19 protein-coding genes are annotated in these 25,308 nt (G+C 74.2%); 4 read left to right on the forward strand and 15 right to left on the reverse strand.

What is annotated here, in order from left to right:
* Window positions 1–158 precede the first annotated feature (158 nt).
* Complete coding sequence (locus ACFV18_RS26690; protein WP_380487352.1) at window positions 159–1,502, forward strand: ABC1 kinase family protein; 1,344 nt, start codon at window positions 159–161, stop codon at window positions 1,500–1,502.
* 28 nt (window positions 1,503–1,530) lie between these two features.
* Window positions 1,531–2,547: a hypothetical protein gene (locus tag ACFV18_RS26695; protein ID WP_380487354.1), complete on the forward strand. Its 1,017-nt coding sequence runs from the start codon at window positions 1,531–1,533 to the stop codon at window positions 2,545–2,547.
* Window positions 2,548–2,689: 142 nt separating this feature from the next.
* Here ACFV18_RS26695 and ACFV18_RS26700 read toward each other — a convergent pair whose 3' ends face one another.
* From ACFV18_RS26700 to ACFV18_RS26720, 5 genes are all read right to left on the reverse strand, one after another.
* Window positions 2,690–3,763, reverse strand: a complete 1,074-nt coding sequence (locus tag ACFV18_RS26700) for a phosphotransferase family protein (protein ID WP_380487356.1) — start codon at window positions 3,761–3,763, stop codon at window positions 2,690–2,692.
* A gap of 178 nt (window positions 3,764–3,941) precedes the next feature.
* Window positions 3,942–4,352, reverse strand: a complete 411-nt coding sequence (locus ACFV18_RS26705) for a hypothetical protein (RefSeq protein WP_380487358.1) — start codon at window positions 4,350–4,352, stop codon at window positions 3,942–3,944.
* A complete protein-coding gene (locus tag ACFV18_RS26710) occupies window positions 4,349–4,714 on the reverse strand; it encodes a WhiB family transcriptional regulator (RefSeq protein WP_369880316.1) in 366 nt (121 codons plus the stop codon). Before ACFV18_RS26710 ends, ACFV18_RS26705 begins: the two co-directional genes overlap by 4 nt.
* A gap of 171 nt (window positions 4,715–4,885) precedes the next feature.
* Window positions 4,886–5,305 (reverse strand): hypothetical protein, encoded by a 420-nt coding sequence (locus tag ACFV18_RS26715; RefSeq protein WP_380487361.1) that lies wholly within the window; start codon window positions 5,303–5,305, stop codon window positions 4,886–4,888.
* Between the two features lie 159 nt (window positions 5,306–5,464).
* The gene (locus ACFV18_RS26720; RefSeq protein WP_380487363.1) at window positions 5,465–7,762 is read right to left on the reverse strand and encodes an ATP-dependent DNA helicase UvrD2; all 2,298 of its coding nucleotides are present in this window, start codon (window positions 7,760–7,762) and stop codon (window positions 5,465–5,467) included.
* A 168-nt stretch (window positions 7,763–7,930) separates the two neighbouring features.
* Between ACFV18_RS26720 and ACFV18_RS26725 the strand changes: the two genes are divergently transcribed.
* Entirely contained in the window at window positions 7,931–8,182 is a 252-nt protein-coding gene (locus tag ACFV18_RS26725; RefSeq protein ID WP_380487365.1) for a mycoredoxin, read from the forward strand.
* Between the two features lie 23 nt (window positions 8,183–8,205).
* On the opposite strand, the gene ACFV18_RS26730 is transcribed toward ACFV18_RS26725, so the two are convergent.
* From ACFV18_RS26730 to ACFV18_RS26755, 6 genes are all read right to left on the reverse strand, one after another.
* Window positions 8,206–8,985, reverse strand: coding sequence for a GntR family transcriptional regulator (locus ACFV18_RS26730; protein WP_380487367.1), 780 nt, complete (start codon window positions 8,983–8,985; stop codon window positions 8,206–8,208).
* Between the two features lie 207 nt (window positions 8,986–9,192).
* Window positions 9,193–10,134, reverse strand: a complete 942-nt coding sequence (nudC, locus tag ACFV18_RS26735; RefSeq protein ID WP_380487369.1) for an NAD(+) diphosphatase — start codon at window positions 10,132–10,134, stop codon at window positions 9,193–9,195.
* A gap of 55 nt (window positions 10,135–10,189) precedes the next feature.
* Window positions 10,190–11,587 (reverse strand): dipeptidase, encoded by a 1,398-nt coding sequence (locus tag ACFV18_RS26740; protein WP_380487370.1) that lies wholly within the window; start codon window positions 11,585–11,587, stop codon window positions 10,190–10,192.
* An 85-nt stretch (window positions 11,588–11,672) separates the two neighbouring features.
* A complete protein-coding gene (locus tag ACFV18_RS26745; RefSeq protein ID WP_380487373.1) occupies window positions 11,673–14,513 on the reverse strand; it encodes an FtsX-like permease family protein in 2,841 nt (946 codons plus the stop codon).
* Window positions 14,510–15,274, reverse strand: coding sequence for an ABC transporter ATP-binding protein (locus ACFV18_RS26750; RefSeq protein WP_380487375.1), 765 nt, complete (start codon window positions 15,272–15,274; stop codon window positions 14,510–14,512). The genes ACFV18_RS26745 and ACFV18_RS26750 overlap by 4 nt, the downstream gene beginning before the upstream one ends.
* Before the next feature lie 16 nt (window positions 15,275–15,290).
* Window positions 15,291–15,905: a PadR family transcriptional regulator gene (locus ACFV18_RS26755; protein WP_380487376.1), complete on the reverse strand. Its 615-nt coding sequence runs from the start codon at window positions 15,903–15,905 to the stop codon at window positions 15,291–15,293.
* Between the two features lie 78 nt (window positions 15,906–15,983).
* On the opposite strand from ACFV18_RS26755, the gene ACFV18_RS26760 reads away from it, so the two are divergent.
* Window positions 15,984–16,895 (forward strand): endonuclease/exonuclease/phosphatase family protein, encoded by a 912-nt coding sequence (locus ACFV18_RS26760; RefSeq protein WP_380487378.1) that lies wholly within the window; start codon window positions 15,984–15,986, stop codon window positions 16,893–16,895.
* On the opposite strand, the gene ACFV18_RS26765 is transcribed toward ACFV18_RS26760, so the two are convergent.
* From ACFV18_RS26765 to ACFV18_RS26780, 4 genes are all read right to left on the reverse strand, one after another.
* Window positions 16,892–18,079 (reverse strand): PP2C family protein-serine/threonine phosphatase, encoded by a 1,188-nt coding sequence (locus ACFV18_RS26765; protein ID WP_380487380.1) that lies wholly within the window; start codon window positions 18,077–18,079, stop codon window positions 16,892–16,894. The two genes, ACFV18_RS26760 and ACFV18_RS26765, sit on opposite strands and share 4 nt — an antisense overlap.
* Window positions 18,080–18,277: 198 nt before the next feature.
* On the reverse strand, window positions 18,278–21,466 hold the full coding sequence (locus ACFV18_RS26770; protein WP_380487381.1) for a UvrD-helicase domain-containing protein: 3,189 nt from the start codon (window positions 21,464–21,466) through the stop codon (window positions 18,278–18,280).
* Window positions 21,453–24,725, reverse strand: coding sequence for an ATP-dependent helicase (locus ACFV18_RS26775; RefSeq protein ID WP_380487383.1), 3,273 nt, complete (start codon window positions 24,723–24,725; stop codon window positions 21,453–21,455). Before ACFV18_RS26775 ends, ACFV18_RS26770 begins: the two co-directional genes overlap by 14 nt.
* Before the next feature lie 112 nt (window positions 24,726–24,837).
* Window positions 24,838–25,173 (reverse strand): MGMT family protein, encoded by a 336-nt coding sequence (locus ACFV18_RS26780; protein ID WP_380487385.1) that lies wholly within the window; start codon window positions 25,171–25,173, stop codon window positions 24,838–24,840.
* Between the last annotated feature and the right edge of the window lie 135 nt (window positions 25,174–25,308).

Below are 25,308 nucleotides of genomic sequence, written 5' to 3' on the forward strand. Positions count from 1 at the left end.
TGGAGGTCCGGTGAGCGATCTACCGCGCAAGGCAGTGACCGGCACGGCGCGACCGGCCGCCCGCCCGCGCCCGGCGGCGGCCCGGCGGCATGTGGCGACGGCTGCTTGGGCGACGGCGGCAGCCGCTGCCGACTGCTCGGTCCGAACGGGGGCGGCAGATGTCTGAGATGCCGCGCAAGGCGGTCTCCCGGACGGCCCGGCTGGCGGCCCTGCCGCTGAGCTTCGCCGGCCGTGCCACGCTCGGCCTGGGCAAGCGGCTCGGCGGGCGTCCGGCGGAGGAGGTCGCGGCCGAGCTCCAGGCCCAGACCGCCGAGCAACTCTTCGCCACCTTGGGCAAGTTGAAGGGAGGGGCAATGAAGTTCGGGCAGGCCATGTCGGTCTTCGAATCGGCCCTCCCGGAGGACGTGGCGGGCCCCTACCGGGCGGCACTGACCAAGCTCCAGGACTCCGCCCCGGCCATGCCGACCCGCACCGTGCACTCCGTACTCGCCGCCGACCTGGGCGACGACTGGGCGGCCAACTTCCGCTCCTTCTCCGACCAGCCGTCCGCCGCCGCCTCCATCGGCCAGGTGCACCGGGCCGTCTGGCAGGACGGCCGGGACGTCGCGGTCAAGGTCCAGTACCCGGGCGCGGGCGAGGCCCTGCTCAGCGATCTCGGCCAACTCGCCCGGCTGGCCCGGATGCTGGGCCCGCTGATCCCCGGGATGGACATCAAGCCGCTGATCGCCGAGCTGCGCGAGCGGGTCACCGAGGAGCTCGACTACCAGCTGGAGGCCGAGTCGCAGCAGCTGCACGCCCAGGAGTTCGCCGACGACGCCGACATCCGGGTGCCCCGGGTGGTCGCCCAGTCCGGGCGGGTGCTGGTCACCGAGTGGCTGGACGGCAAGCCGCTGTCCCAGGTCATCTCCGACGGCACCCGGACGGAGCGCGACCGGGCCGGGCAGCTGCTTGCCCGCTTCCTGTTCGCCGGCCCGGCCCGCACCGGGCTGCTGCACGCCGACCCGCACCCGGGCAATTTCCGGCTCGTCAAGACCGGCCGGGCCGCCTCCAGTTGGCAGCTCGGCGTGCTCGACTTCGGCACCGTCGACCGTCTCCCCGGTGGCCTGCCCCGCCCGATCGGCACCTCCCTGCGGCTCGCCCTGGCGGGCGATGCCGGGGCCGTCTACGACCTGCTCAAGCAGGAAGGCTTCGTCCGCCCCACCATCTCGCTCGACCCGGACGCGGTGCTCGACTACCTGGTGCCGATCATCGAGCCCACCCGCGCCGAGCAGTTCACCTTCAGCCGCGAGTGGATGCGCACCCAGGCCGCCCGAATCGCCGACCCGCGCTCCCCCGCCTACAACCTGGGCAAGCAGCTCAACCTCCCGCCCTCCTACCTGCTGATCCACCGGGTCACGCTCTCCACCATCGGCGTGCTCTGCCAGCTCGGCGCGACCGTCCGCCTGCACGAGGAACTCCTCCACTGGCTCCCCGGCTTCGCCGAGAACGAGGGCGACCAATGAGCCGCTGAAGAAGGTGACGAGGGTGCGGGTGACGGAGCGTCCACAGTGGGAACAGCCGTTCCCGGTGCGGTTCCTGATCGTCGGGGAGGACGAGGAGGACGGCCACCAACTGCTGCTCGGCCGGTGCGCCGCCGTCGAGGGGCTGTTCGCCGACCCGCCGCCGCCACCGCGCGAGGTCCTGGTACTGCGCGGCTGCACGCGGGGCCTGGCGGCGGGGTGGCTCGGTGCTGCCTTGATCACCGGGCGGTCGGGGGCCGGGCGCGAGTACCGGTGGGAGCTGCTGGACGCCGAGATCCTCGTGGTCGGGCCGCACGCCGCCGATCCGACGCTGGTCGACGTGGTGGTCGGGGCGGCGGTCGGCCTGGTGGACGACTTCCGCTTCGCGCAGGACCCGTGCGGACGCTTCGAGTTGCTGGGCAGTCGGAACGAGCGGCTGGCGGCGTGCGCGGAGGTGACGGGGCTGCTGACGGCCCGAGCCGGGCCCGCTCGATCGCCGGTGCGGCTGATCGGCTGCGAGCCCGCCGAGCCGCTGCGAGTGAAGGTGGACAGCGGATACTCGGGCTGGCCTGCCTGCACCGAGCTGTGGGCGCTGGACGACACCGGCCGGGTGATGGCCCGCGTCCACACCGGGCCGGCCATCGACCGCACCTGGCCGTCGGTGCTGCGCGGCGGCCTGCTGGACGTGCAGTTGTCGGTCTCCCCCGAAGATTTGCCGGGCTCCGCGGCCCGCGAGGTCTGGCGGCAGTGGCAGCCGGGGCCGCCCGAACAGCCGGGCAGCTGGCGCGGGTCGAGCGTCGCCGCCAAGGAGGCCTGGCAGTCGCTGGCGCTGAACCGGCTCGAACCCGGTCCGGACCGCCCCGGCGGCGAGTACCACCTGGCGGGCGCGGGTGTCGAGGACTCGACCGGCCTGCACTGCGCCCTGGGCGAGCGGTCAACGGCCCGGGCGGCTACTACGGGCGGGAGTGGAACGGCTTCAAGGACTGTTTCGGCGGCGGCTTCGGGCCGGTCCCGCCGTTCCCCCTGGTCTGGCACGACTTCGCCGTGACGGAGCGGGAGTTGGCGAGCGAGGCGGATCCGGCGACCGGACTGAGTTACCCGGAGGAGCTGGCCCGGCTGATGGAGAGCCGCCGGATCCGCGTGATCCGCGCCTGACCGACCGTCGGAGAGCGGCCGCGGCCGACCGCCGGTCAGGAACGTTCGCCCGGCAGCGGCCCCGCCGTCGGCCAGGCCGTCCGGACGCGGGTGGCGAGGGTCGCGCAGAACCGGCCGAAGACCGGGAGGGCGGTGTCCGCGTCAGCGAGGGCGGCGACGGCCCTGAGTCGGTGCGCCAGGCGCCGGCGGGCGGTGGCGTTGCCCCAGGTCCAGTCCGCGTGGTGCAACCGGGCCAGCTGGTCGGCGATGCCGCGCTCGGCCTTGGGGACGAGGGCGTCGCCGCGCAGCAGCCAGCCCACGCAGGCGTCGGCGAGCTCGGCGTCGGTGGGGGCCTCCGTGCCGGTGGCGGCGCGCCAGGCGGTGCGGTAGGCGGCCTCGGCCTCGGCGAGTACGTCGGCGGGTGGGGCGGTGGAGCACCAGCAGGTGGGGAAACCGATCCGCAGATAGGCGAGTTCGGCCGCGCCCGGGCCGAGCGAGGACTGCTCGAAGTCGATGAACCGGACGCCCTCGGCGGTGTGCAGGTCGTTGCCGGGGCAGGGGTCACCGTGCAGCAGGGCGTGCCGGGCTGGGGTGGCGGAGAGCCGGGCGAGCAGCGCCTCGGCCTCGGCGCGGGCGCCGGGCGGGGCGGGGACGTCGAGGGCGCGGGCCAGCGCGAGGAAGCAGCCGAGGTCGCGCCCGGTCGGGCCGGTCCAGGCGGGCAGCGCGGTGCCGGGGGCCGTCCCGGCCAGGTCGTCCAGGTCGGCGGGGGCGCTCGCGTGCAGCCCGGCCAGCGCGGCGGCGTAGTCGATCTGCCAGCCGGGGCCGGGGGTGCGGTGCTCCAGGCGTTCCAGCACCACCACGCGAGCGGCGGGGTCGGTGCCGAGCAGGGCGGGCACCACCGGGCGACCGGCGCGGCCGGCCCGCCGGGAGGCGAGGGACAGCGCGGCCGCCTCGCGGGCGTAGCGGTCGTCGGCCCCGGGCGAGTCGATCAGTTGCTTCACCACCACCGGGACGCCGGAGAGTTCGGCCCGCCAGACCCGGGAGCGCGGACTGCTGACCAGGCGGCGAACCTTGCGCGGCGAACCGAGTTCGGCGCGCAGCCGCTCGCCGAGCGGAAGGGAGGACCACATGCGGCACATCCTCGCACGCTCCGTTCGAGCAGCGAACGACAGTACGACCCAGCGAAGTTGGGTGGGCAGCGGGCCCGGACGCGCCGATGGCCGGCTCCCCGGCGGGGAGTCGGCCATCGGCGTTCAGGGGTTGGTCACCGGCATGGGCGCGGGGCCGGCCGGCGGGGTGGAGCGTCCGTCACATCAGGGCGACGGCAAGGGCCTTGCGGGCGCGCAGGGAGGCCTGCTCGGCCTTGCGACGCAGTCGCGTCGCGCGCATCACCCGCAGGCCGAGGCGTTGCTCCTCGGCCTCGTGGAGGCGTTCCTGCATATGCGCACGTGCCAGGGATTCTTGGAGGAGATTCATCTCAAGGGTCCTGTTCTGGATCTGGAGTTCAGTGGTCTGCTCGGAGCGGACGGTCGGATCGATGCCGGCGGGGTTCATGTGGTGGTCCTGCTCGTGGTGCGTAGTGGGGAAGGGACGGGACAGTTCGGAGTCGGCCTTGGCGGCCGCGAGGCGTACCGAGTCGCGCAGTGCGGTGTCCAGCGGGGGCTGCTCTCCCCGGCGGACGGCTGCGGCTTCGGTGCGGGACCGGGCTGCGGGGTTCACGCCATGACCTCGGTCTTGCGCGGACGGCCACGGGGGCGCTTGCGGGCGACGACGACGCCCTGGACGAAGAGCTCGCCACCCCAGACGCCCCACGGCTCGCGGCGCTCGAGCGCGCCGGTGAGGCAGGCGGCCTTGACGGGGCAGGTGCCACACAGCGACTTGGCGTACTCGACGTCGGCGGGCGTCTCCGCGAAGAAGACCTCCGGGTCGAAGGCCCGGCACGGAATGGGAAGCCCGAGCGAGTCAGCCTCGTCGATGGCGGTGAGCTGCATGAGTGTTACCTCCGGGGGGTCGGCCTGGTCGGCCTTGATGGTCTTGTCGGGTACGGACGGGAGGGGCGGCGGTGTGATGACCGTGGACACTTTGGGCGTCTTCCTCGTCTTCTTGTTGGGTCCGGCCGGGCTCGTTGTTCGAGATCGGCCGGAGGCCCCGTGGGGCCTGGGTAGGTCGTGCGTACCGGACAAAACAGAAGGGCCGCGGAACCCGGTTGCTGGGTTTCCGCGGCCCTGGAGGCACCGCCCTGACGGGTTGCGTCAGGGTCGTTCGCTCCAGGGTCCAGGCCCGCGGAAAGCCTGCTTCCGGACGGCTCCGGCGCCGCGAACGGCGGCCGTGGCCAGAATGATCTGCTGCTTCTGCTGCTTGACTCCGGCACCGCCGACGGCCGCATAGCGCCCATGGGCCGCTTCTGCCGCAACTGCCTTCGGTGCCTTGGTCGGTCGCTCGTCGGACAGCGCAATGCCATCGACAAACATCGACCGGTCACGGGACGAACCCACCTCGACACGGGTGCCCTCAGCATTGCCACGACCACTGACAAGGCAGTGCTCGGCAACCAGCAGGACTCCGGCGTTGCCGCCGGCCACGTCGAGACCCAGACCCGGCACGAGGACGCGCGTGGGCATGGCGAGGGTGGACATCGGGTCGGTCATTTTGGTGATCGTCTTCGTCGACACTGAACTCGCCTCCTCTCGGCGTCTCGCGGTGCCCAGTCCCCCGGGCTCCGATATCTGGTTGATGGTCAGCGCATGCAGAAACAAGCCCTCTGCGAGCGTTGCGGTCTCGTCCCCTTGACCGCTCCGGCAGGCTATTGCGCCGTACACGCGGCGCGCAAACTATTTTTCCGGCGAGTTTTCCGGTGAGTTCTCGGCCTGCTCCGCGGCCTCGCCCCCGGGTGAGTCCGGTACCGGCTCCCCGTCGGGCTCCCCCACGAGCTCCGGACTCTCCCCCGCACACAACAAGAGCACGTCGGAGCCGTACTTGTCCAGCTTCATGGCCCCCACCCCGGAGATCCGGGAGAGCTCCGCGAGGCTGCTCGGCACGTCCTCCGCGATGGCCGTCAGGGTGGCGTCGGTGAACACCACGTAGGCCGGGACGCTCTGCTCCTTGGCGCGGGCCGAACGCCACTCGCGCAGCCGCTCGAACAGCGCCTCGTCCATGGTGGACGGGCAGCCCTCGCAGCGGCGGAGCTTGCGCTCGACGGCGTCGGTCAGGGTGCGGTCGCAGACCCGGCACTTGACCGGGCCGCGCACCCGGCGCGCGGCCGGGCGCTCCGCGCCGGGCTCGACGCCCCCGCGCCCGCCGCGGGTGCGCGGGCCGGAGCTGGAGGAGCCGGGGCGCAGGCCGTCCAGGAAGCGGGTGGGCTTGCGGGAGGCGCGGCCGCCCGGGGAACGGGACAGCGACCAGGAGAGGGTGAGGAAGCGGCGGGCCCGGGTGACGCCGACGTACAGCAGGCGGCGCTCCTCCTCGACCTGCTCGTCGGTCTTGGCGTAGATGATCGGCAGCGTGCCCTCGGTGAGGCCGACCAGGAACACCGCGTCCCATTCCAGGCCCTTGGCGGCGTGCAGCGAGGCCAGCGTGACGCCCTCGACGGCGGGGGCGTGCTGGGCGGCGGCCCGGGCGTCGAGTTCGGCGACGTAGGACGCGAGGTCGGCGCGCTCGCCGGCGGCGGCGCGGGCGGTCTCGAACTCCTCGGCGAGGCGCACCAGCGCGTTCAGCGACTCCCAGCGCTCGCGGACGGCGCCGGAGCCGGCCGGGGCGGTGGCGGAGAAGCCGCGGGTGGCGAGCACCGCGCGGACCTGGGCGGCGAGATCGGGAGCGCCGGCGGTGAGCGGGTCGTCGGCGGCCCGGGCGGCGCCCTTGAGGAGCACGCCGGCCTCGCGGACCTCGGGCCGCTCGAAGAACCGCTCGGCGCCCTTGAGCTGGTAGGAGATGCCGAGGTCGGCGAGCGCCTGCTCGTACACCTCGGACTGGCTGTTGGTGCGGAACAGCACGGCGATCTCGCTGGCCCGCACGCCGGTGCCGAGCAGGTCGCGGATCAGCCGGGCGGTGGACTCGGCCTCGGTGGGCTCGTCCTGGTACTCGCGGTAGACCGGCTCGGGGCCGGCCTCGCGCTGGGAGATCAGCTCCAGGCGGTGCTGGGCGGCCTGGCCGCGGGCCTGGGCGAGCAGGCCGTTGGCCAGGTGCACCACCTGCGGGGTGGAGCGGTAGTCGCGCACCAGCTTGACCACCGTCGCCCCGGGGTGGCGGTGACGGAAGTTCAGCAGGTAGTCCGGCGTCGCTCCGGTGAAGGAGTAGATGGTCTGGCTGGCGTCGCCGACCACGCAGAGGCTGGCGCCGCCGTCGCTGCCCGTCCACTGCTCCAGCAGGCGCTGTTGGAGCGGGGAGACGTCCTGGTACTCGTCGACGGTGAAGTGGCGGTACTGGGCGCGGACCCGGTCGGCGATCTCCGGGCGGTCCTCCAGGATGGCGGCGGTGAGCAGCAGGACGTCCTCGAAGTCGATCAGGCCGCGGTCGCGCTTGGTCTGCTCGTAGGCGGCGTAGACCCGGGCGATCTCGGCCGGGTCGCGCGGGGCCTCGCGGCCGGACTTGGCGACCGCGGTCGGGTAATCGTCGGGGACGACCTGGGTGACCTTGGCCCATTCGACCTCGGCCGTCAGGTCGCGCAGTTCGGTGCGCTGGACGCGCAGGCCGCTGCGGCCGGCCGCCTCGGCGACCAGCTGGACCTTGCGCTCCAGCAGCCGGGGGACCTCGCCGCCGATGGCGCGCGGCCAGAAGTACTGGAGCTGGCGCAGCGCGGCGGCGTGGAAGGTGCGGGCCTGGACGCCCTCGGCGCCGAGCTGGCGCAGCCGGCCGCGCATCTCGCCGGCGGCGCGGGCGGTGAAGGTGACGGCGAGGACCTGGGCGGGCTGGTAGACGCCGCTGCGCACGCCGTAGGCGATCCGGTGGGTGATGGCCCGGGTCTTGCCGGTGCCGGCGCCGGCCAGCACGCAGACCGGGCCGTGCAGGGCGGTGGCCACGGCGCGCTGTTCGGGGTCGAGCCCGGCCAGCACGGCGTCCGCTCCGAGGGGGGCGAAGCCGCCGGGGCGGTGCTGCTGGCTGGGGCCACCGAGGCCGGGGAGGTCTTCCTGCATGCCTTCCATCCTCGCAGGCGCGCCGGACAGTCCGGACGGTGTTGTCCACAGCCCCGCTCGGATGATCGGATCGACCCACTGTTACCCGCCCTGGAATGGGGGCGGCCCGCCGGACGTTTCCTCCGTGGGCTGCACGCCCCCGTTCGTCGACCGAAGGAGTCCCTCACCATGTCCGGCACCGTCACGATGTACAGCACGACCTGGTGCGGCTACTGCAACCGCCTCAAGAGCCAGCTGGACCGCGAGGGCATCGCCTACACCGAGGTCAACATCGAGCAGGACCCGGCCTCGGCGGCCTACGTGGAGTCGGTCAACGACGGCAACCAGACGGTCCCGACGGTCGTGGTGGTCGGCGCCTCCGGCGAGCAGAACGTGATGACCAACCCGAGCCTGCGCCAGGTCCAGGCCGCGCTGGTCTGACCCGGCGGGCGGCCGGGCCCCGGTCAGTCGGCCGGGGCCCGGTCGCCGAGTTCGTAGAGCAGCCGGGCCCGGTCGGCGGCGTAGCGGGTCTCCACCACCCGGATCGGGCCGCGCCGGTCGCGGGTGACGCGGGTGTTGACCAGCAGCGGCACGCCGGGGCCGAGCCCGAACCAGGCGGCCTCGGCGGGGTCTGGCATCCGTGCGGTGAGGTGGTCGGTGGCGGCGGTCTCGGTGCGGCCGAGGTCGGCCAGCGTCCGTTCGTCGCCGCCGGGGGTGGGCAGGTCCTCCATCAGCGGGGTGCCGGCGGCCAGTCCGGGCCGGTAGTGGCTGTCCTCGATGGCGTAGGGCTCGTGGGCGACGCGGCAGAGCTGGCGGCGCATCATGACGCTGTCGTCGGGCTGGAGTCCGAGCCAGTCGGCGATGTCGCGGCGGGCCCGGACGGCCCACACCTCGTACTCGAAGCTGAGGTCCAGTCCGGCCGCCCGGGCTTCGGCGGTGTAGGTCTCGGCGCCGGCCGGCAGGGCGCCGCGGCGGTGCGGCCGGGGGTAGACCCGGTGGTCGTGCCGGGTTCGCCGGCGCAGGTAGGTGCCCTTGCCCTGGACGCGCACCACCCGGCCCTCGTTGACCAGGACGTCGATGGCGAGGCGGACGGTGTTGCGGGCCACCCCGTACTGCTCCTCCAGTTCGCTCTCGACGGGGAGTCGGCCGCCGCCCTCCCATTCACCGGAGTCGATGCGGCGGCGCAGGTCGGCGGCGATGCGCTGGTACTTGGGCGGGGTCGCGGCGGCGCGGGGGATCGTCACGCGAGCGAATGTAGCCAGGCCGTTTGTGGCATTTCAGCCGAACCTGGCATCCGCGGTCGCGGATCTGTTCGGGAGGTCCCGGGGATTCCGCCCCGGAAGATTCGAACATTTCCGGTCGGCGGAGCGGGACCCGGTCGGCCCCCGGAGTCGCCCGGAAGCGCGACAGGGGCGCGCGGAATGCTCCGCACGCCCCTGTACCCGGCGCTCTCACCAGCGGGCGGCCGCCGGCAGCGGTTCGCCGTACCAGAGTTCGACCAGGTGCCGGGCGATCGAGATGCCGGACGGCGGCAGGATCTCGCCGGCCGCCATGCCCGCCCGCAGTTCCTCCCGGCTGAACCAGCGGGCCTCGGACAGCTCCTCGCCGTCCACGGTGATCCCGGTGCCGTCGGGGTGCGCCCGGCCGAGGAAGCCGAGCATCAGGCTGGACGGGAACGGCCAGGGCTGGCTGGCCACGTACTCGACCTCGGCGACCCGGACGCCCGCCTCCTCCAGCACCTCGCGGCCGACCGTCTGCTCGATCGACTCGCCGGGCTCGACGAACCCGGCCAGCGTCGACCAGCGGCCCTCCGGCCAGAGCGCCTGCCGGCCCAGCAGGCAGCGGTCCTCGCCGTCGGTGATCAGCATGATCACCGCCGGGTCGGTGCGCGGGTAGTGCTCGGCCGCGCAGGAGGTGCAGCGGCGCAGGTGTCCGGCGCCGGCCTTCTCGGTGCGGTGGCCGCACCGGGAGCAGAAGGTGTGCAGCCGGTGCCAGTGCTCCAGGGCGACGGCGTGCACCAGCAGTCCGGCGTCCCGGTCGGAGAGCGAGCCGCCGACCTCGCGCAGCCCGGCCGGGCGGGCGTCGCCGTCCAGCCGGCCGGGCAGCGACTCGCAGTCCAGCGCGAAGTGGTGGACGCCGTCGTCGTCGGTGCCCAGGAAGTAGCGGTCGCCGTCCTGCGGGGCCTCGAAGGAGGGCAGCAGCACCAGTTCGGTGCCGCTGCCGGTGTCCACCACGAAGGCCTCGCCGCCGGCGATCGGCAGCACCTTGGTGGTGGGGTGGCTCCAGGCCGCGGCCAGCCACGGCTCGTCGAGTCGGCGGTGCGCCGACCGGTCCACCCCGGCGCGGGTCAGCGCGAGGTGCTTGGTGTCAGGGGCGCTGCTCAACTCGTCCATCCCCGTTCGCTTCGGTACGGCAGGTACGGCGCCTTCGCCGCTTCGGGACGCGCACTCACGGCCGGAAGTTCTCCGCGAGGTCGCCCCACAGGTACGCGGAGGTCTCGACGCCCTTGCGGAGCAGGTCGAGTTCCACCTTCTCGTTGATCGAGTGCCAGCCGTCCGAGGGCACCGAGATGCCGAGGAACAGCACCGGCGCGCCCAGCACGTCCTGCAGGTCGGCGGCCGGGCCGGAACCGCCCTCGCGGGTGAACAGGATCTTCTGCTCGAAGGCCCGGCCCATCGCCCGGACGGTGGACTGCAGGGCGGGGTGGTCCAGCGGCGTCAGACACGGGCGGGTGGCGCCCGGGAAGACGATCTCGTACCGGATGCCCGCCGGGACCTGCGCGGAAACCCAGGCGGCGACGGCCTCCCGGACCTTCTCCACCTCCTGCCCGGCGACCAGTCGGAAGGACAGCTTGAGGTGCGCCTCGGCCGGGACGATGGTCTTGCCGCCGGGGCCGGTGTAGCCGCCCCAGATGCCGTTGACCTCGGCGGTCGGCCGGGCCCAGACCCGCTCCAGGGTGGTGTAGCCGGCCTCGCCCAGGGTGCCGTGCGACTTGGCGACCTTCAGCCACTGCGCCTCGTCGAAGGGCAGTTCGGCGAACAGCGCCCGTTCCTGGTCGGTGAGTTCGACGATGCCCTCGTAGAAGCCGGGCACCGCGACCTTGCGGTCCGCGTCGTGCAGGCCGGCGGCGAGCGCGGCGGCCACGTCGGCCGGGTTGGGGACGGCGCCGCCGAAGGACCCGGAGTGGATGTCGCTGTCCGGGCCGTACAGGTCGATCTGGCAGTCCGCCAGGCCGCGCATGCCGGTGCACACGGTCGGGGTGGTCTCGGACCACATGCCGGTGTCGGAGATGATCACCACGTCGGAGGCCAGCCGGTCGGCCTCGCGGCGCACCAGGGCGGCGAAGTTCGGCGAGCCGGACTCCTCCTCGCCCTCGATCAGCAGCTTGAGGTTGACGGCGGGCGCGGTGCGGCCGGTGGCGGCGAGGTGGGCGCGCACGCCGAGGGTGTGGAAGAAGACCTGGCCCTTGTCGTCGGCGGCGCCGCGCGCGTACAGCCGGCGGCCGATCACGGTGGGTGTGAACGGTTCGGTGTCCCAGCCGTCCTCCTTGGCGGCGGGCTGCACGTCGTGGTGGCCGTAGACCAGCACGGTCGGCGCGCCCTCCTCGCCGGACGGCCACTCGGCGAACACCGCGGGCAGCCCGTCCGTCTCCCACACCTCGGCGACCGGGAAACCGGTCGCGCGCAGCTTCTCGACCAGCCACTCGGCGGAGCGGCGGACCTCTCCGGCCCGGTCGGGGTCGGCGGAGACGGAGGGGATGCGCAGCCAGTCGGCGAGGTCGGCCAGGAAGGTGTCCTCGTGCTGGTCGATGTAGGAGCGGACGGCGCTGTCCGGGGTTTTCGTCATACGGACGACTTTAGTTCGCCCGGGTGGGTCCGTGCCCACGACCTCCCTCGGCCGTGAGCACGGTCACCCTCCCTCTGCCGGGGCCTCAGGCGCCCCGGCGGCTCAGGGCGATCTTGGAGCGGGTGAGCAGCGCCGCGAGCAGCACCGCCACCACCGGCAGGCCGATCACCATCGCCGCCAGTTCGATCCACGGGATCGCGATCACCGGATCCGGAGTCGGCTGGCCGGGCGCCGCCCACCTCGCATGGTCCTTGGCCTCGAAGATCCGCAGGGCGACGGACGGGACGGTGCCGCACAACAGACCGAGCACCGAGCCCATCGCGGCGATCACACCGCACTGGAAGCCGGACAGCCGGCGCCGGATGCCGCCGCTCGCGCCGACCGCGGCCAGCGTGGCGAGGTCCTGCTGGGAGTCCGCCGCGGCCAGGCCGGTGGCGATGCCGGCCGCGCCGAGCGCCACCAGTCCGGCGAACACCGTCAGGCCGACGGTGATCAGGTCGACGTCCGGGTGGAAGCCCCGCTCGACCGTGATCATCGCGTTGTCGTCCAGCTTGGCCAGCGAGCCGTTGGCCTTCTGGTACGCCTTGTCGGACGGCTCCGCGGCGGGCATCCAGAGCGAGCCGGCCGCCCGGGTGCCCAGGCCGATCTTCTCGGCGGTCTGGCGGGTCATCATGGCGTTGCCGAACGGCGCCGGGACGTGCACCTCGACCGCGTCCGCCAGCAGGTGACGCTCCGCCGGCCGATAGTTGTTGTCCTCGCGCATCTTCTTCTGGTCGAAGGGGTCGGTGACCAGCAGGTCGACCTTGCTGTTCTCCACGTAGTCGGGCCGGAACACCAGGATCTTGCCGTCGGCGAGGGCCTTCTCGGCGGCCTGGTCACGCACCCCGAACAGGGTGTGCAGCAGGGCCGCGTCACCGACCAGGGTCTCGCCGAACATGGTGCTCCGGCGCTCCCCGCGGTCGCGGTTCACCGCGCAGCGGGGGTCGGTGTGCAGGCGCTCGTACTCCTCGGGGGAGCGGGCCCCGTCGGCGGGGCAGCGCTTGGACCCCGGCAGCACGACCTGGACCCAGCCGCAGGGCGCGCCGGGGTTGCACTTGGCGGTCGGCGTCACGTCCCACACGTCGGCGCGCTCGCCGAGGTCGGGGATGTTGCCCTCGACCACCTCGCGCATCATCGGCAGCCGGTTCTGGTCGGCGGTCGGCCCCCAGCCGGCGTACAGCGCGACGGTGTTGGGAGGCGCCGACGGCATGTACTCGCGGCGCTGCTGCTCGGTGCTGCTGGTGGTGTAGATACCCACGGCGACGGCGCCGGCCACGGCGGCCATCACGGCGGCCACCGCCGGGGCGGTGCGGCCGCGGTGGCGCACCGAGTCGCGCAGTGCGAGGCGCGGGCTGAGCGGCAGGTGGCGGCCGAGCCGGCCGAACAGGCCGATCAGCATCGGGGTGCACATCAGCATGCCGATCTCGGCGATCACCGAGCCGCCGAGCAGGCCGTAGACCACGGCGGTACCGGTGGCCGCGCAGGCCAGCGCCAGGGCGGCGCCGCCGCCGATCATGATCAGGCCGAGTACGGCGACGATCCGGCTGGGGGGCTTGCTGCCGCCGCGTCCGGTGAGCGCCACCACCACGTCCTGTCGGGCGGCCTGGACGGCGGGCACCACGGCCGCGAGCAGGCCGGTGACCAGGCCGACCACGACGATCGCCAGCAGGTCGAGCGGCTGCAGGTCGAAGTGGCCGAAGCGGCGTCCGGCGAACTGTTCGGCGTTGTCGCGGAACACCGCGACCAGCAGGATCGCGAGCGCCAGGCCGGTCAGCGCGCCGGTCACACCGAGCACCACACCGCCGCCGAGCACCACGGCGCGCACGTGCCCGCGGTCGCCGCCGCCGGCGGCGAGCAGGCCGAGCTGGCGGCGCGAGCGGCGGGCGCCGACCGCGAAGGCCGGTCCGGCGAGCAGCACGATCTCCAGCAGGGCCATGCCGACCACGGTGCCGCCGATCGCGACGGTCACCTTGTCGACGCCGCCGTAGTTCTGCCGCCCGGGCTGCTGGTACAGCGGCACCTCGGAGCGGGCGGGCGGGTGCATCAGGACGGCCTTGGAACTGACCGCGAAGCCGTACTTGTTGAGCTCCAGCACCTTCGGCCAGTCCAGCGCGGCCGCTCCGGCGGGCAGCTGGACCAGCCAGCTTTCGCGGCTCTCCGGGACGGCCGCCCGTTCCGGGTCCGCCTGCGCCAGCGGGGCGATCACGCTGCCGGGGCGGGCGAACAGTTCGGCGCGCTTGAGGTCGGCGGGGATCTCGACGACGGCCGTGATGGTGAACGGCGTGGACTCCAGGCCGCGGATCGCGGTGGAGTCGCCGAGCCGCAGCCCGGACTGGTTCAGGAACTCCTGGGTGGCGGCGATCTCGTTCGGCTGGGCCGGGGCGGTGCCGCGGATCCTGTTCACCATGCCGTGCCACACCGGGTCGGCCAGGTCGACCTCGACGGCCTCGGCCGTCATCCGGCCCTCTTTGGTGGTGACCGTGGTGCGCGGTCCGGCGGGCATCGGCACCAGCTTGGTGCCGGCCGGGAGCAGTTCCTTGATCAGGTCGACGGGCTCGGTGCTCGCGCTGCGCTGTTCCTCGGGCGTCTTCGGCCGCGGCTGTCCGTCGGGGCCGGGCCCGCCGGTCTGGGTCTCGTCGTCGGGGTTGGGCGCCTGCAGAACGATGTCGCCGCGCTGGCCCACGGCGATCCGGGCGTCGGCGGTGCCCATCACCCGGGCGACCTTCTCGCCCGGTTCCAGCTGGGCACTGCGGGCGACCACGTCGACGCCGGCCACGCCGAGGATCGGCAGGCCGATCATCGCCACCACGAGGGCGCTGCGACCCTTGGCGCGCATCGCGTCGCGCCGGGCGATCCGCAGGGCCGCCCGCCAGGCGGTCAGCCTCACTGGTCGCCGTCCTTGAGCGCGTTGGCGGCGGCGGTGACCAGCAGGGTTCCGGCGTCCTGCCGGGCGGTCTCGTCGACCAGCCGGCCGTCGCGCAGGAACACCACCCGGTCCGCCCAGGCGGCGTGCCGGGCCTCGTGGGTGACCATCATGGCGGCGGCTCCGGCGTCGCAGCGGGCGCGCAGCACGGCGAGCACGGACTCGCCGGTGGTGGAGTCGAGGGCGCCGGTGGGCTCGTCGGCGAGCACCAGGCGGCGGTCGCCGATCAGCGCGCGGGCGATGGCGACGCGCTGCTGCTGGCCGCCGGACATGTCGTCGGGGAAGCGGTCGGCGAGTTCGGGGATGCCGAGTTCCTCCAGCGCGGCGAGCGCTTCCTTGCGGGCGGCGCGGGCGGATATGCCGTCGAGTTCGCGGGGCAGGGCGATGTTCTCGGCGGCGGTGAGCGCCGGGATCAGGTTGTAGTCCTGGAAGACGTAGCCGACGGAGCGGCGGCGGACGGCGGCGAGCTTCTTGCGGTCGAGGCTGCCGAGCACGATCCCCTCGACCAGCACCTGGCCGTCGCTCGGGCTGTCGAGGCCGCCGGCCAGGGTCAGCAGGGTGGACTTGCCGGAGCCGGAGGGTCCCATCACGGCGACCAGTTCGCCCGGGTACACCTTCAGGTCCACGGCGCGCAGCGCGTGCACCTCGGCCGCGCCGTGGCCGTGCACCCGGCTCACCCGGTCCAGGTGCAGCACGGGCTGGGCCGGCTTGAGTTGTTCGGTCATCACTCCCCCAGGAGTTTCAGAGGCGGCCGCGTGCGCGGCTCTTGACGGCGCGGCGCTCGGGCGGCGCGGCGACGGGTTCGGCCGTGGCAGCGGCCTGTCGCTCGGCGTGCTGGCCGAGCCGGGATTCGCAGTGGTCCAGCCAGCGGATCTCCGCCTCGGTCTGGAAGATCAGCTGCTCCAGCACCAGCAGCCAGGCCAGGTCCGCGCCGTCGCCGGTGTCGGCGGCCAGCGCCCGGCCCTTGAGCCGGGTGTAGTCCTGCAGTGCCTTCATGCTGTGCCGGCGCTGGCCCTGGACGACGCCGGTGACGTCGACTCCCGGGACGGTCACCGCCATCGCCAGCTTGATCGCCAGTTCGTCGCGCGGCGGGTTGGTGCGCGGCACCGGGGTGTCGAACCAACGGCGCAGTTCCGTGCGTCCTTCGTCGGTGACGGCGTAGAACTGGTGGCCCTCGTCGTCCTCGCCGGCGGACTCGACCAGGCCGTCGCGCTCCAGCCGGCCCAGGGTGGTGTAGACCTGGCCGACGTTGAGCGGCCAGGTCGACCCGGTGCGGGCCTCGAACTCGGAGCGCAGTTGGTAGCCGTAGCGCGGGCCCTGGTCGAGCAGGGCGAGCAGACCGTGACGGATCGACATACTGAGTATGTATACCCGGTATGGACCTGCCCGCTCAAGCCGCCCCTCCGGTCGCACCCACCCGGTACCGTCGGCTCCGTGACCACTCTGCGGATCGCCACGTACAACCTGCTGCACGGTCAGCCGCTCGCCGCCGACGGCAGCCCCGCGCCCTACCCGATCGAGCCGGGCGGCCCGCTGGCCGAGGCCGTCGCCGCGCTGGACGCCGACGTCCTCGCCCTCCAGGAGGTCGACCGCGGCCAGGAGCGCTCCGGCCGCACCGACCAGGCCGCCATCGCCGCCAAGGCGATGGGCGCCGCCGACTGGCGCTTCGCCGCCGCGCTGCACGGCACCCCCGCCCGGTCGGCCGGCTGGGTCACCGACCCGGCCGTGCCCGGCCTCCAGGTGTACGGGCCGGCCGAGGCGGACGACGGCGCCGACCGGCCCTCGTACGGCACGGCGCTGCTGACCAGGCTGCCGGTGCTGCACTGGCGCGCCCGCCGGTTCGCGCCGGCCCCGTTCGGGCTGCCGCTGCGGGTGGCCGGGCGGCGCGGGCTGACCGCGGTGCCGGACGAGCCGCGCGCGGCGCTGGCGGCGGTGCTGGCCGGGCCGGCCGGGGAGTTCACCGTGGTCGCCGCGCACCTGTCGTTCGTGCCGGGCTGGAACGTCGCGCAGCTGGCCGCGATCCGGCGCTGGATCGCCGACCTGCCGCAGCCGTACCTGGTGCTCGGCGACTTCAACCTGATCGGCGCGGTGCCGCGCACCGTGCTCGGCTCGGCGCACGCGATCCAGCGCACCGCCGCCCGCGAGCGCGTCCGCACCGCGCGCCGCACCCGCCTGCAGGGCTGGTACGACCTGGCGCGCACCCCCACCTATCCGTCACACCGGCCGACCGTGCAGTTCGACCACATCCTGGGCATCGGCGTGCCGCGCAGCACGGTCGGCTCGGTGTCGGCGCCGCGCACCGGGGTGTCCGACCACCGGCCGCTGGTGGTGGAGATCGACGTCTAGAAGATCTGCCCGACCGGGGCCTCGGCCTGCTGCTGGACGGGCAGCAGCAGCGGGTCGAACTGGAGCATCAGCATGGCGGCGTCGTCGCCGAGCTTGTGCCCGACGTGGCGGACCACGTCGTCGTGCAGGCGGCGCAGCACCTCGACGGGGCCGCTGTCGGCGAGCAGCGGCAGCCGGTCGGTGAGCGGGTAGAAGGCGCCGCGGTGGTCGCGGGCCTCGATGACGCCGTCGGTGTACAGCAGGATGCGGTCGCCGGGTTCGGTGGTCAGCCGCTGCAGCGGCGGGCAGACGTCGCCGGGGTCGAGCACCCCGAGCGGCGGGACGGTCTCGTCTGCGGCCAGCAGCCGGGGCGAGTCCTCGCCGCGCAGCAGGACGGGGGCGGGGTGGCCGCAGTTGGCGATCTCCAGGGCGCCATCGGGACGGACCCCGAGCAGCACCAGGGTGACGAACTCCTCCTCCACGCCGGGGTGGTCGTTCTCGTGCAGCGCGCGGTCCAGGCTGACGGCGAGCCAGCCCGCGACCCGGTCCAGCGAGGGTTCCTGGTGGGCGGCCTCGCGGAACGCGCCGAGTACGGCGGCGGCGGTCTCCACGGCGGCCAGGCCCTTGCCACGCACGTCGCCCATCACGGCGCGCACCCCGTGCCGGGTGTTGACCACCTCGTACAGGTCGCCGCCGATCGAGGCGTGCGCGGCGGCCGCCGCGTAGCGGACCGCGGCCCGCACCGGCCCGACCCGTTCGGGCACCGGACGCAGCAGCACCCGGCGGGCGATCTCGGCGACCAACTGGGCCTCGGCGAGGGCGAGTTCCTGGCGCAGCCGGAGGGTGGCGCTGAGGTGGCCGATGCCGGCGATGAGCACGATCGCGGCGACGGTGGCGGTGTGCACGGACTCCCCGAGCACCCCGTGATAACAGGCCATGCCGAAGGCGCACAGTTCGGCGAGCGCGCCGATCAGCAGCGGGTACCACGTCCGCCGGGAGACCACGGCGGCGAGGGCGGGGACGGCGGTCAGTGCGGGTTCGACGGTGACCTGGCTGTTGGTCAGCAGGTCGAGGGAGACGACCAGGGCCATGCCGATCAGTGGCAGGGCGTGCGAGGTCTTGGGCCATGTGCCGGTGACGGTGTTGGGTACCGGCCCTGGGGTGGGGCCGTGGAGGACGTCCCTGATCCATCCGGTCGCGCTCAACGTCGGTCTCTCCAGCGGAAGGTGCGGGTGCTGCTCGGCACCTGCGGGTCTGACGGGAGGTCAGGGGGTCGGGGCCCTGACGGCGGCCGGAGTACGGGAGGATGACCGGTTACCGACCCCACAATAGGCACGAAACGTGCAGGGCGCACAGGTTTCGCTTGATCTCGTGACGAGTTGAATGCTCTGAGTGACTCTTTTCTACCTATTCCCGATCAGAAGATCGCTCAACTCTTTTCGGCCAGGAAGTCCTGACGGTGTTTCGATCCGGCCGCTGCGCACGTAGCAGAACGAGGCCGTGACCTGCTCCACCGGAACGCCCGTCTGCTCGGCCCAGGCGAGCCGGTAGACGGCGAGCTGCAGGGGGTCGCCGCTGTCCTCCCGGCCGGTCTTCCAGTCCACCACCTCGTAGCGCGGTGACCCTGCGCCACGGTCCGCGTCCCGGTAGACCGCGTCGATCCGGCCGCGCACCACCCGTCCCGCCAGCACCAGTTGGAACGGCGCCTCGACCCGGTGGGGGGTGCGGCCGGCGTACGGGCCGCGCAGGAAGGCCTCCTTGAGGCGCTCCAGGTCGCGCTCGTCCTCGATCTCGTCGATGTCGGCGTCCAGGCCGGGCAGCGCCTCCGGGCCGAGCAGCAGCGGCTGGTCGAAGCGGGCCTGCACCCAGGCGTGGAAGCGGGTGCCGCGGCGGGCGGCGGGCGCGGGCGGGCGGGGCATCGGGCGGGCGAGTTCGCGGGCGAAGCCGTCCGGGTCGGCGGCCAGCCGCATCAGCTCGGTGGCGGACAGCGAGGCGGGCAGCTCGACCTCCCGGACGGTGCGCCGGGAGCGCTCCAACTCGCCGATCAGCGCCGTCAGGTCGCGGTCCCAGGAGGCCACCAGCCGCATGTCCTCGACGCCCATGGCCTCGGGTTCGGCGGCGGGCGCCCCGGCCAGCCGGTGGCGGACCACGTCCGCGACCCGGCGGCGGGCGTGCTGCGCGGACGGGTCCAGCGGCAGCGGCCAGGGGGTCTCCACGGACACGTCGAACGCCGGGTTCTCGGCGTCCGGAAGCGGTTCCCCGGCCCAGTGCTCGACCTCGCCGTTGCCGGGCCGCTCGGCGTGCGCTCGCAGCTTCAGCAGGAAATCGGACGGCCCGCGCCGGCGCTTCTGCGAGGGCCCCCACCAGTGGCCGGAGGCCAGCAGCAGCGACCGCGGGCGGGTGAACGCGACGTAGCCGAGCCGCAGTTCCTCCACCTCGGCGTGGTGGGCCATCTCCTTCTTGAACAGGCCCATGCCCTTGGCGTTCCACGCCGGGTCGGCGGGCAGTGTGGCGGCGTCGCCGCGCAGCGCGTGCGGCAGCACCTTGCGGGTGGAGGTCCAGCGCTCCCGGCCCTGCCCGGACGGAAAGCCGCCCTTGACCAGGCCGGGGACGGCCACCACGTCCCACTCCAGGCCCTTGGACTTGTGCGCGGTGAGCACCTTGACGGTGTCCTCGCCGCCGGGCAGCCCGGCGTCCAGGCCGCGCTCGTACTCCTGGGCGGCCCGCAGGAAGGCCAGGAAGGCGGCCAGGCCCGGGTCGCCGTCCAGGTCGGCGAAGGACGCGGCGATGTCCAGGAAGGAGTGCAGGGTCTCCCGGCGGCGGGCGGCCAGCGCCAGCGGGGAGGCGGACAGCTCGACCTCCAGGCCGGTGACGGCCAGCACCCGGTGCAACACGTCCATCAGCGGTTCGGCCAGTGCCCGGCGCAGGTCGCGGATCTCCCGGGCGAAGCGGGCGAAGCGCACCCGGGCCTCCGGGGAGAACGGCAGCTCGTCGGGCTGCTCGGCGTCCACGAAGGTCTCCAGCGCGTCGGCCAGCGAGACCACCTCGGTGGGATCGGTCTCGGCGACGGCGGCGGCGAGCGGGTCCTGGTCGCCGAGCCGGGCGGTGCGCACCAGGTCGGCGGCGCGGCGGCCGAGCAGGGCCAGATCGCGCGGGCCGATCCGCCAGCGCGGGCCGATCAGCAGGCGCACCAGGGCGGCGTTGGCGGTCGGGTCCTGGAGTACCTCGCAGACGGCCACCAGGTCGGCGACCTCCGGGAGTTGGAGCAGCCCGCCGAGGCCGACCACCTCGACCGGGACGCTGCGCGCCACCAGTGCGGCGTGGATGTCGGGGAAGGCGGTTCCGGCCCGGCAGAGCACGGCGATCCGGCCGGGCGCGGTGCCGGTGCGCACCAGGTGGGCGATCGAGTCGGCGAGCCAGTCCACCTCCTCGGCATGGGTGGGCAGCAGCGCGGCCCGCACGTAGCCGTCGAGTTCGGCGCCGGGCGCGGGCCGCAGCGCCTCCACGCCCTCGTGCATCTCCCGCAGCGGGGCGGCGAGTTCGTTGGCGAAGGCGAGCAGCCGGCCGCCGCTGCGGCGGTTCTCGCTGAGCGCGAAGCGGTGCGCGGGGCTGCCGTCGGCCTGCGGGAAGTGGTGCGGGAAGTCGTCCAGGTTGGCGACCGAGGCGCCGCGCCAGCCGTAGATCGCCTGGCAGGGGTCGCCGACCGCGGTGACGGGGTGTCCGGCGCTCCCGGGGCCGCCGAACAGGCCGGCCAGCATGAGGCGTTGGGCGACCGAGGTGTCCTGGTACTCGTCCAGCAGCACCACCCGGTACTGCTCGCGCAGCAGCCGGCCGACCTCGGGGCGCTGCTGGGCGAGGCGGGCGGAGGCGGCGATCTGGTCGCCGAAGTCGAGCAGGCCGAGCTTCTGCTTGCGGGCCCGGTAGTCCTCGACCAGGTGCAGCAGTTCCTGCCGGCCGCGGGCGGCCTTCGGGACGGCCCGCAGGTCCTCGTTGGAGAGTTTCACCGTGGCCAGCGTGTCGAGCAACTCCTCGTCCCAGGCCCGCAGTTGCGAGGGTTCGACCAGGTGTTCGGCCAGTTCGGAGTCGAGCGCGATCAGTTCGGCGACCAGCGCGGAGAAGGTGCCGGTGAGCGCCGGGTAGGGGCCGCGGGCCTGCCGCAGCACCCGGGCGGCGAGCTGGAAGCGGGTGGCGTCGGCGAGCAGCCGGACGTCGGGTTCGATGCCCAGCCGCAGGCCGTGTTCCTTGAGCAGGGTGCCGGCGAAGGCGTGGTAGGTGGAGATCTGCGGGTCGCCGAGCGAGTCGTCCTCGCGCACCCCGGCCCGCAGCAGCGAGGCGCGGACGCGTTCGGCGAGCTCCCCGGCGGCCTTGTTGGTGAAGGTCAGGCCGAGCACCTGTTCGGGGCGCACCGCCCCGGAGCCGACCAGCCAGACCACCCGGGCAGCCATCACGGTGGTCTTGCCGGAGCCCGCGCCGGCCACGATCACGCCCGGGGCCATGGGCGCGCCGATGGCCGCCAACTGCTCGGCGTTGAACGGGATGCCGAGGAGTTCGCGGAGCTGGGCCGGGTGCTGCAACGGCTCAGTCGACGACATGCCGGCCGTCCCGCTGCGCGGAGCAACTGCCGCGGAAGGCGCAGCGGCCGCAGCGCTCGCCCGCGGTGGGGGTGAACCGCTCGGCGAGCACCCGGCCGGCGGTGTCGGCGAGCAGGTTCTCGATCCACGGGTCGCCGTCGGGCGGCAGCTGCCGCTGCACCTTGGGGGCGTCCGGCTCGCCCTTGGCGGGCTCGCGCAGGTGGACCAGTTCGGCGCCGCCCGGGACGGCGCCCTGCTCGAAGCCGGGCAGGCCGTCGAGCGCGCCGCCGCGCACCGCCAGCTGGTAGACGGCGAGTTGGCGGTGCTGGGGCAGCGACTTGTCGGTGGGGATCTGCTTGCCGGTCTTGAAGTCGACCACGTAGGCGCGGCCCACCGAGTCGGCCTCGACCCGGTCCATCGAGCCGCGGATCCGCACCGCGACACCGCCGACGTCCAGGGTGAGGTCGAAGCCGTGCTCGGTGGCGACGGTGGTGCGCTCGCGCTCCAGCACGTGCCAGCGCAGGAAGCGCTCCAGGGCGGCGCGGGCCTCGGTCTTCTCCTGCTGGGACTTCCACGGCGCGTCGAAGGCGAGGGCGTCCCACACGGTGTCCAGGCGCTCCATCAGGACGGCCAGGTCGGCGGGGGTGCGGCCGGAGCCGACCTCGTCGGCGAGGGCGTGCACCACGTTGCCGAAGCCCTGGGCGGCGGAGGCGGTGTGCCCCGCCTTCACGTCCTTCTCCAGGAACCACTGGAGCGCGCAGGACTCCAGCTGCTCCAGGCCGCTGCCCGACAGCCGCACCGGCAGCCCGGGCTCGCGCAGCGGCTCCGGGGCGGCGGTGGCGTCCACCAGGCCCCACCACTGGTCGGGGTGGGCGGCGGGGACCAGCGGGCGGCCCTCCTCGTCGAGGGCGGCCGCGAGGGTGGCGAGGCGTTCGGCGGCGGCCCGGCGCAGCTGCGGGGAGCGGGCCGGGTCGACGGTGACGGCGCGCAGCTCGGCGACCAGCGCGGACACCGCGAGCGGGCGGCGCGGGCGGGCGGTCACGTCGGCGACCTTCACCTGCGGGACGCGCTCCAGCACCCGGCCGGTGCGCGGGTCGAGGGTCTCGCGGTACAGCTCGCGCAGGAACCGGGACGGTTCGTCGCCGTCCTCGGCGGGGGCCTTGACGGCGGTGACCACCAGGCGTTCCTTGGCGCGGGTCGCGGCGACGTAGAACAGCCGGCGCTCCTCGGCGAGCAGCGCGGCGGCCGACAGCGGTTCGGCGAGGCCGTCGCGGCCGATCCGGTCGGCCTCCAGCAGCGAGCCGCGGCGGCGCAGGTCGGGCCAGAGTCCCTCCTGGACGCCGGCCACCACGACCAGGCGCCACTCCAGGCCCTTGGAGCGGTGCGCGGTCATCAGCCGCACCGCGTCGGGGCGCACGGCGCGCACCCGCAGGGTGTCGGCGGCGATGTCCTGGGCCTCGACCTCGGCGAGCAGGTCGAGCGCGCCGCGGTGGCCGGAGACCCGTTCCTCGGCGCGGGCGGCGGTCTCGAACAGGGCGCACAGCGCGTCCAGGTCGCGGTCGGCGTTGCGGCCGGCCGCGCCGCCTCGCAGCGCGGCCCGCTCCAGGCGTTCGCGCCAGCGCCGCGAGCCGTCCCACAGCTCCCACAGCGCGTCCTCGCCGGACGCGCCGCCGGCCAGCAGCTCGCGGACCTTGCGCAGCAGCACGCCGAGTTCGTAGGCGCGGCGGGCGTACGGGGCGTCCAGCAGGGCGAGCAGTTCGGGCTGCTCCAGCGCCTCGCGGACGAGTTCCTCGGCGGGGCGGACCACGCCGGCCACGCCGTCCTCGGCCAGCGCCCGGCGTTCCTCCTCGCGCAGGGTGCGGCCGAGGCGGCGCAGGTCGGAGCCGTCCAGGGCGGCGAGCGGGCCGGTGAGCAGGGTGTGCGCGAGGTCGGCGGTGAGCGCGCCCTCGCCCTCGGCGCACACCCGCAGGGCCAGCAGCAGCGGGGTGACGGCCGCCTCCTCGCGCAGCGGCAGGTCGTCGCCGTCGATCTCCAGCGGTACGCCGGCGGCGGCCAGCGCGCGGCGGACGCCCGGTATCGACCGGGAGCCGGCCCGCACCAGCACCGCCATCTCGCCCCACGGGACGCCGTCCTCCAGGTGGGCGCGGCGCAGCAGGTCGGCGACCGAGTCGAGTTCGGCGCCGGGCGTCGGGTAGGTGTACACCTCGACGGCGCCGCCCTCGCGGGAGGGCAGCAGGGCGCGGTGCGCGGCGAGCTTGTCGGCGGGGAGGCGGCCCATCGGCATCCGGCGGGCGAGTTCCCGGGAGGCGGCCAGCAGCACCGCGCCGGAGCGCCGGGACACCCGCAGCACCTTGACCTCGGCGGCCCGGCCGTCGGCCTGCCGGAAGGCGTCGGGGAACTCCAGGATGCCGTTCACGTCGGCGCCGCGGAACGCGTAGATCGACTGGTCGGGGTCGCCGACCGCGACCAGGTCGCGGCCGCCGCCGGCCAGCCGCTGCAGCAGCCGCACCTGGGCCGGGTCGGTGTCCTGGTACTCGTCGACGAACACCACGTCGTAGCGGCTGCGCAGCTGTGCGGCGACGTCCTCGCGTTCGGCGAGCAGCACGGCGCGGTGGACGAGTTCGGCGTAGTCGAGGACGCCGCGCAGGTCGAGCACGTCCAGGTACTCGGCCAGGAAGTGCGCGGCGGCGGCCCAGTCGGGGCGCTGGACGCCCTCCGCGAAGCGCAGCAGTTCCTGCTCGCCGAGGCCGAGTTCACGGCTGCGGGCGAGCACCGCGCGGACTTCGTCGGCGAAGCCGCGGGTGGTCAGGCAGGCCCGCAGGTCGAGCGGCCAGCGGATGGTGGCGGTGCCCGCCCTGGCGTCCTCGGCGCCGCCGGCCAGCAGTTCGCGGACCATCACGTCCTGCTCGGGTCCGGACAGCAGTCGCAGCGGCTCGGCGTACTCCTCGGGCGACTGGTGGGCGCGCAGCAGGGCGTAGCAGAACGAGTGGAAGGTGGTGGCCTGCGGGGCGGTGGTGCCGATCCGGGCGGTCATCCGGTCGCGCAGTTCCATCGCGGCCTTGCGGCTGAAGGTGAGCACCAGCACCCGCTCGGGGGCGGTGCCGTCGGCGATCCGCCGGGCGACCGCCTCGACCAGCGTGGTGGTCTTGCCGGTGCCGGGCCCGGCGAGCACCAGCAGCGGCCCCGACGCGTGCTCGACCACCGCCCGCTGGAAGTCGTCCAGCACGGGCGGGTCGGGCTGCGCGAGGGGGCTGCGCACCAGGCGGAACGGTGAGGTCACTGCGGTCCAGGGTCGTACGGCGGTTCAACGGCGGGCGGTGGGTGAGGGTGGGGCCCGCCGCATCGAGCCTACGATCCTGCACCCACAGACCCCTCCGGCGCACGTTCCCCGGTCAGGCTCCTGCGCTGCCGTCCCAGCGGGCCGCCCGCAGATCGACCCGCGGTTCGCCGGCCACCGTGCGCAGCGGGGTACCCTCGGCCCGGTACTCGGGCAGCGCCCGGTGTTCGTGGCCGGGCAGCGGCCGCCCGTCCGCGCGGATCACCCGCCACCAGGGCACCGAGCCGCCGTACAGTGCCATCACCCGGCCGACCTGGCGGGGGCCGCCGCGGCCCAGGTACTCGGCGACGTCGCCGTAGGTCATCACCCGGCCCGGCGGGATCCGCTCGGTCAGGTCGAGCACCGCCTCCGCGTACGGCGGGATCTCGCTCACGTCGTCCGGCTCGGTCATCCGACGTATTCTTCCCCATCCGGTCGATTTCCCGCACCCCCGGCGGGCAATGCGGCACGCGGGATACCGCCCCTGGACCGCACCGGGGTTCCGGGCATGGCAGCATCTTCGGGGCAGTGCGACACGCGAGGAAAC

This window comes from Kitasatospora sp. NPDC059673, from assembly GCF_042734215.1.
Lineage (GTDB): Bacteria > Actinomycetota > Actinomycetes > Streptomycetales > Streptomycetaceae > Kitasatospora.

Coding starts and splice junctions, on each gene's coding strand:
- ACFV18_RS26770 (WP_380487381.1), bottom strand. CDS start 21,466: ATGTCGTCGACTGAGCCGTTGCAGCACCCGGCCCAGCTCCGCGAACTC.
- nudC (WP_380487369.1), bottom strand. CDS start 10,134: ATGGACGAGTTGAGCAGCGCCCCTGACACCAAGCACCTCGCGCTGACC.
- ACFV18_RS26750 (WP_380487375.1), bottom strand. CDS start 15,274: ATGACCGAACAACTCAAGCCGGCCCAGCCCGTGCTGCACCTGGACCGG.
- ACFV18_RS26690 (WP_380487352.1), top strand. CDS start 159: ATGTCTGAGATGCCGCGCAAGGCGGTCTCCCGGACGGCCCGGCTGGCG.
- ACFV18_RS26755 (WP_380487376.1), bottom strand. CDS start 15,905: ATGTCGATCCGTCACGGTCTGCTCGCCCTGCTCGACCAGGGCCCGCGC.
- ACFV18_RS26740 (WP_380487370.1), bottom strand. CDS start 11,587: ATGACGAAAACCCCGGACAGCGCCGTCCGCTCCTACATCGACCAGCAC.
- ACFV18_RS26700 (WP_380487356.1), bottom strand. CDS start 3,763: ATGTGGTCCTCCCTTCCGCTCGGCGAGCGGCTGCGCGCCGAACTCGGT.
- ACFV18_RS26725 (WP_380487365.1), top strand. CDS start 7,931: ATGTCCGGCACCGTCACGATGTACAGCACGACCTGGTGCGGCTACTGC.
- ACFV18_RS26780 (WP_380487385.1), bottom strand. CDS start 25,173: ATGACCGAGCCGGACGACGTGAGCGAGATCCCGCCGTACGCGGAGGCG.
- ACFV18_RS26720 (WP_380487363.1), bottom strand. CDS start 7,762: ATGCAGGAAGACCTCCCCGGCCTCGGTGGCCCCAGCCAGCAGCACCGC.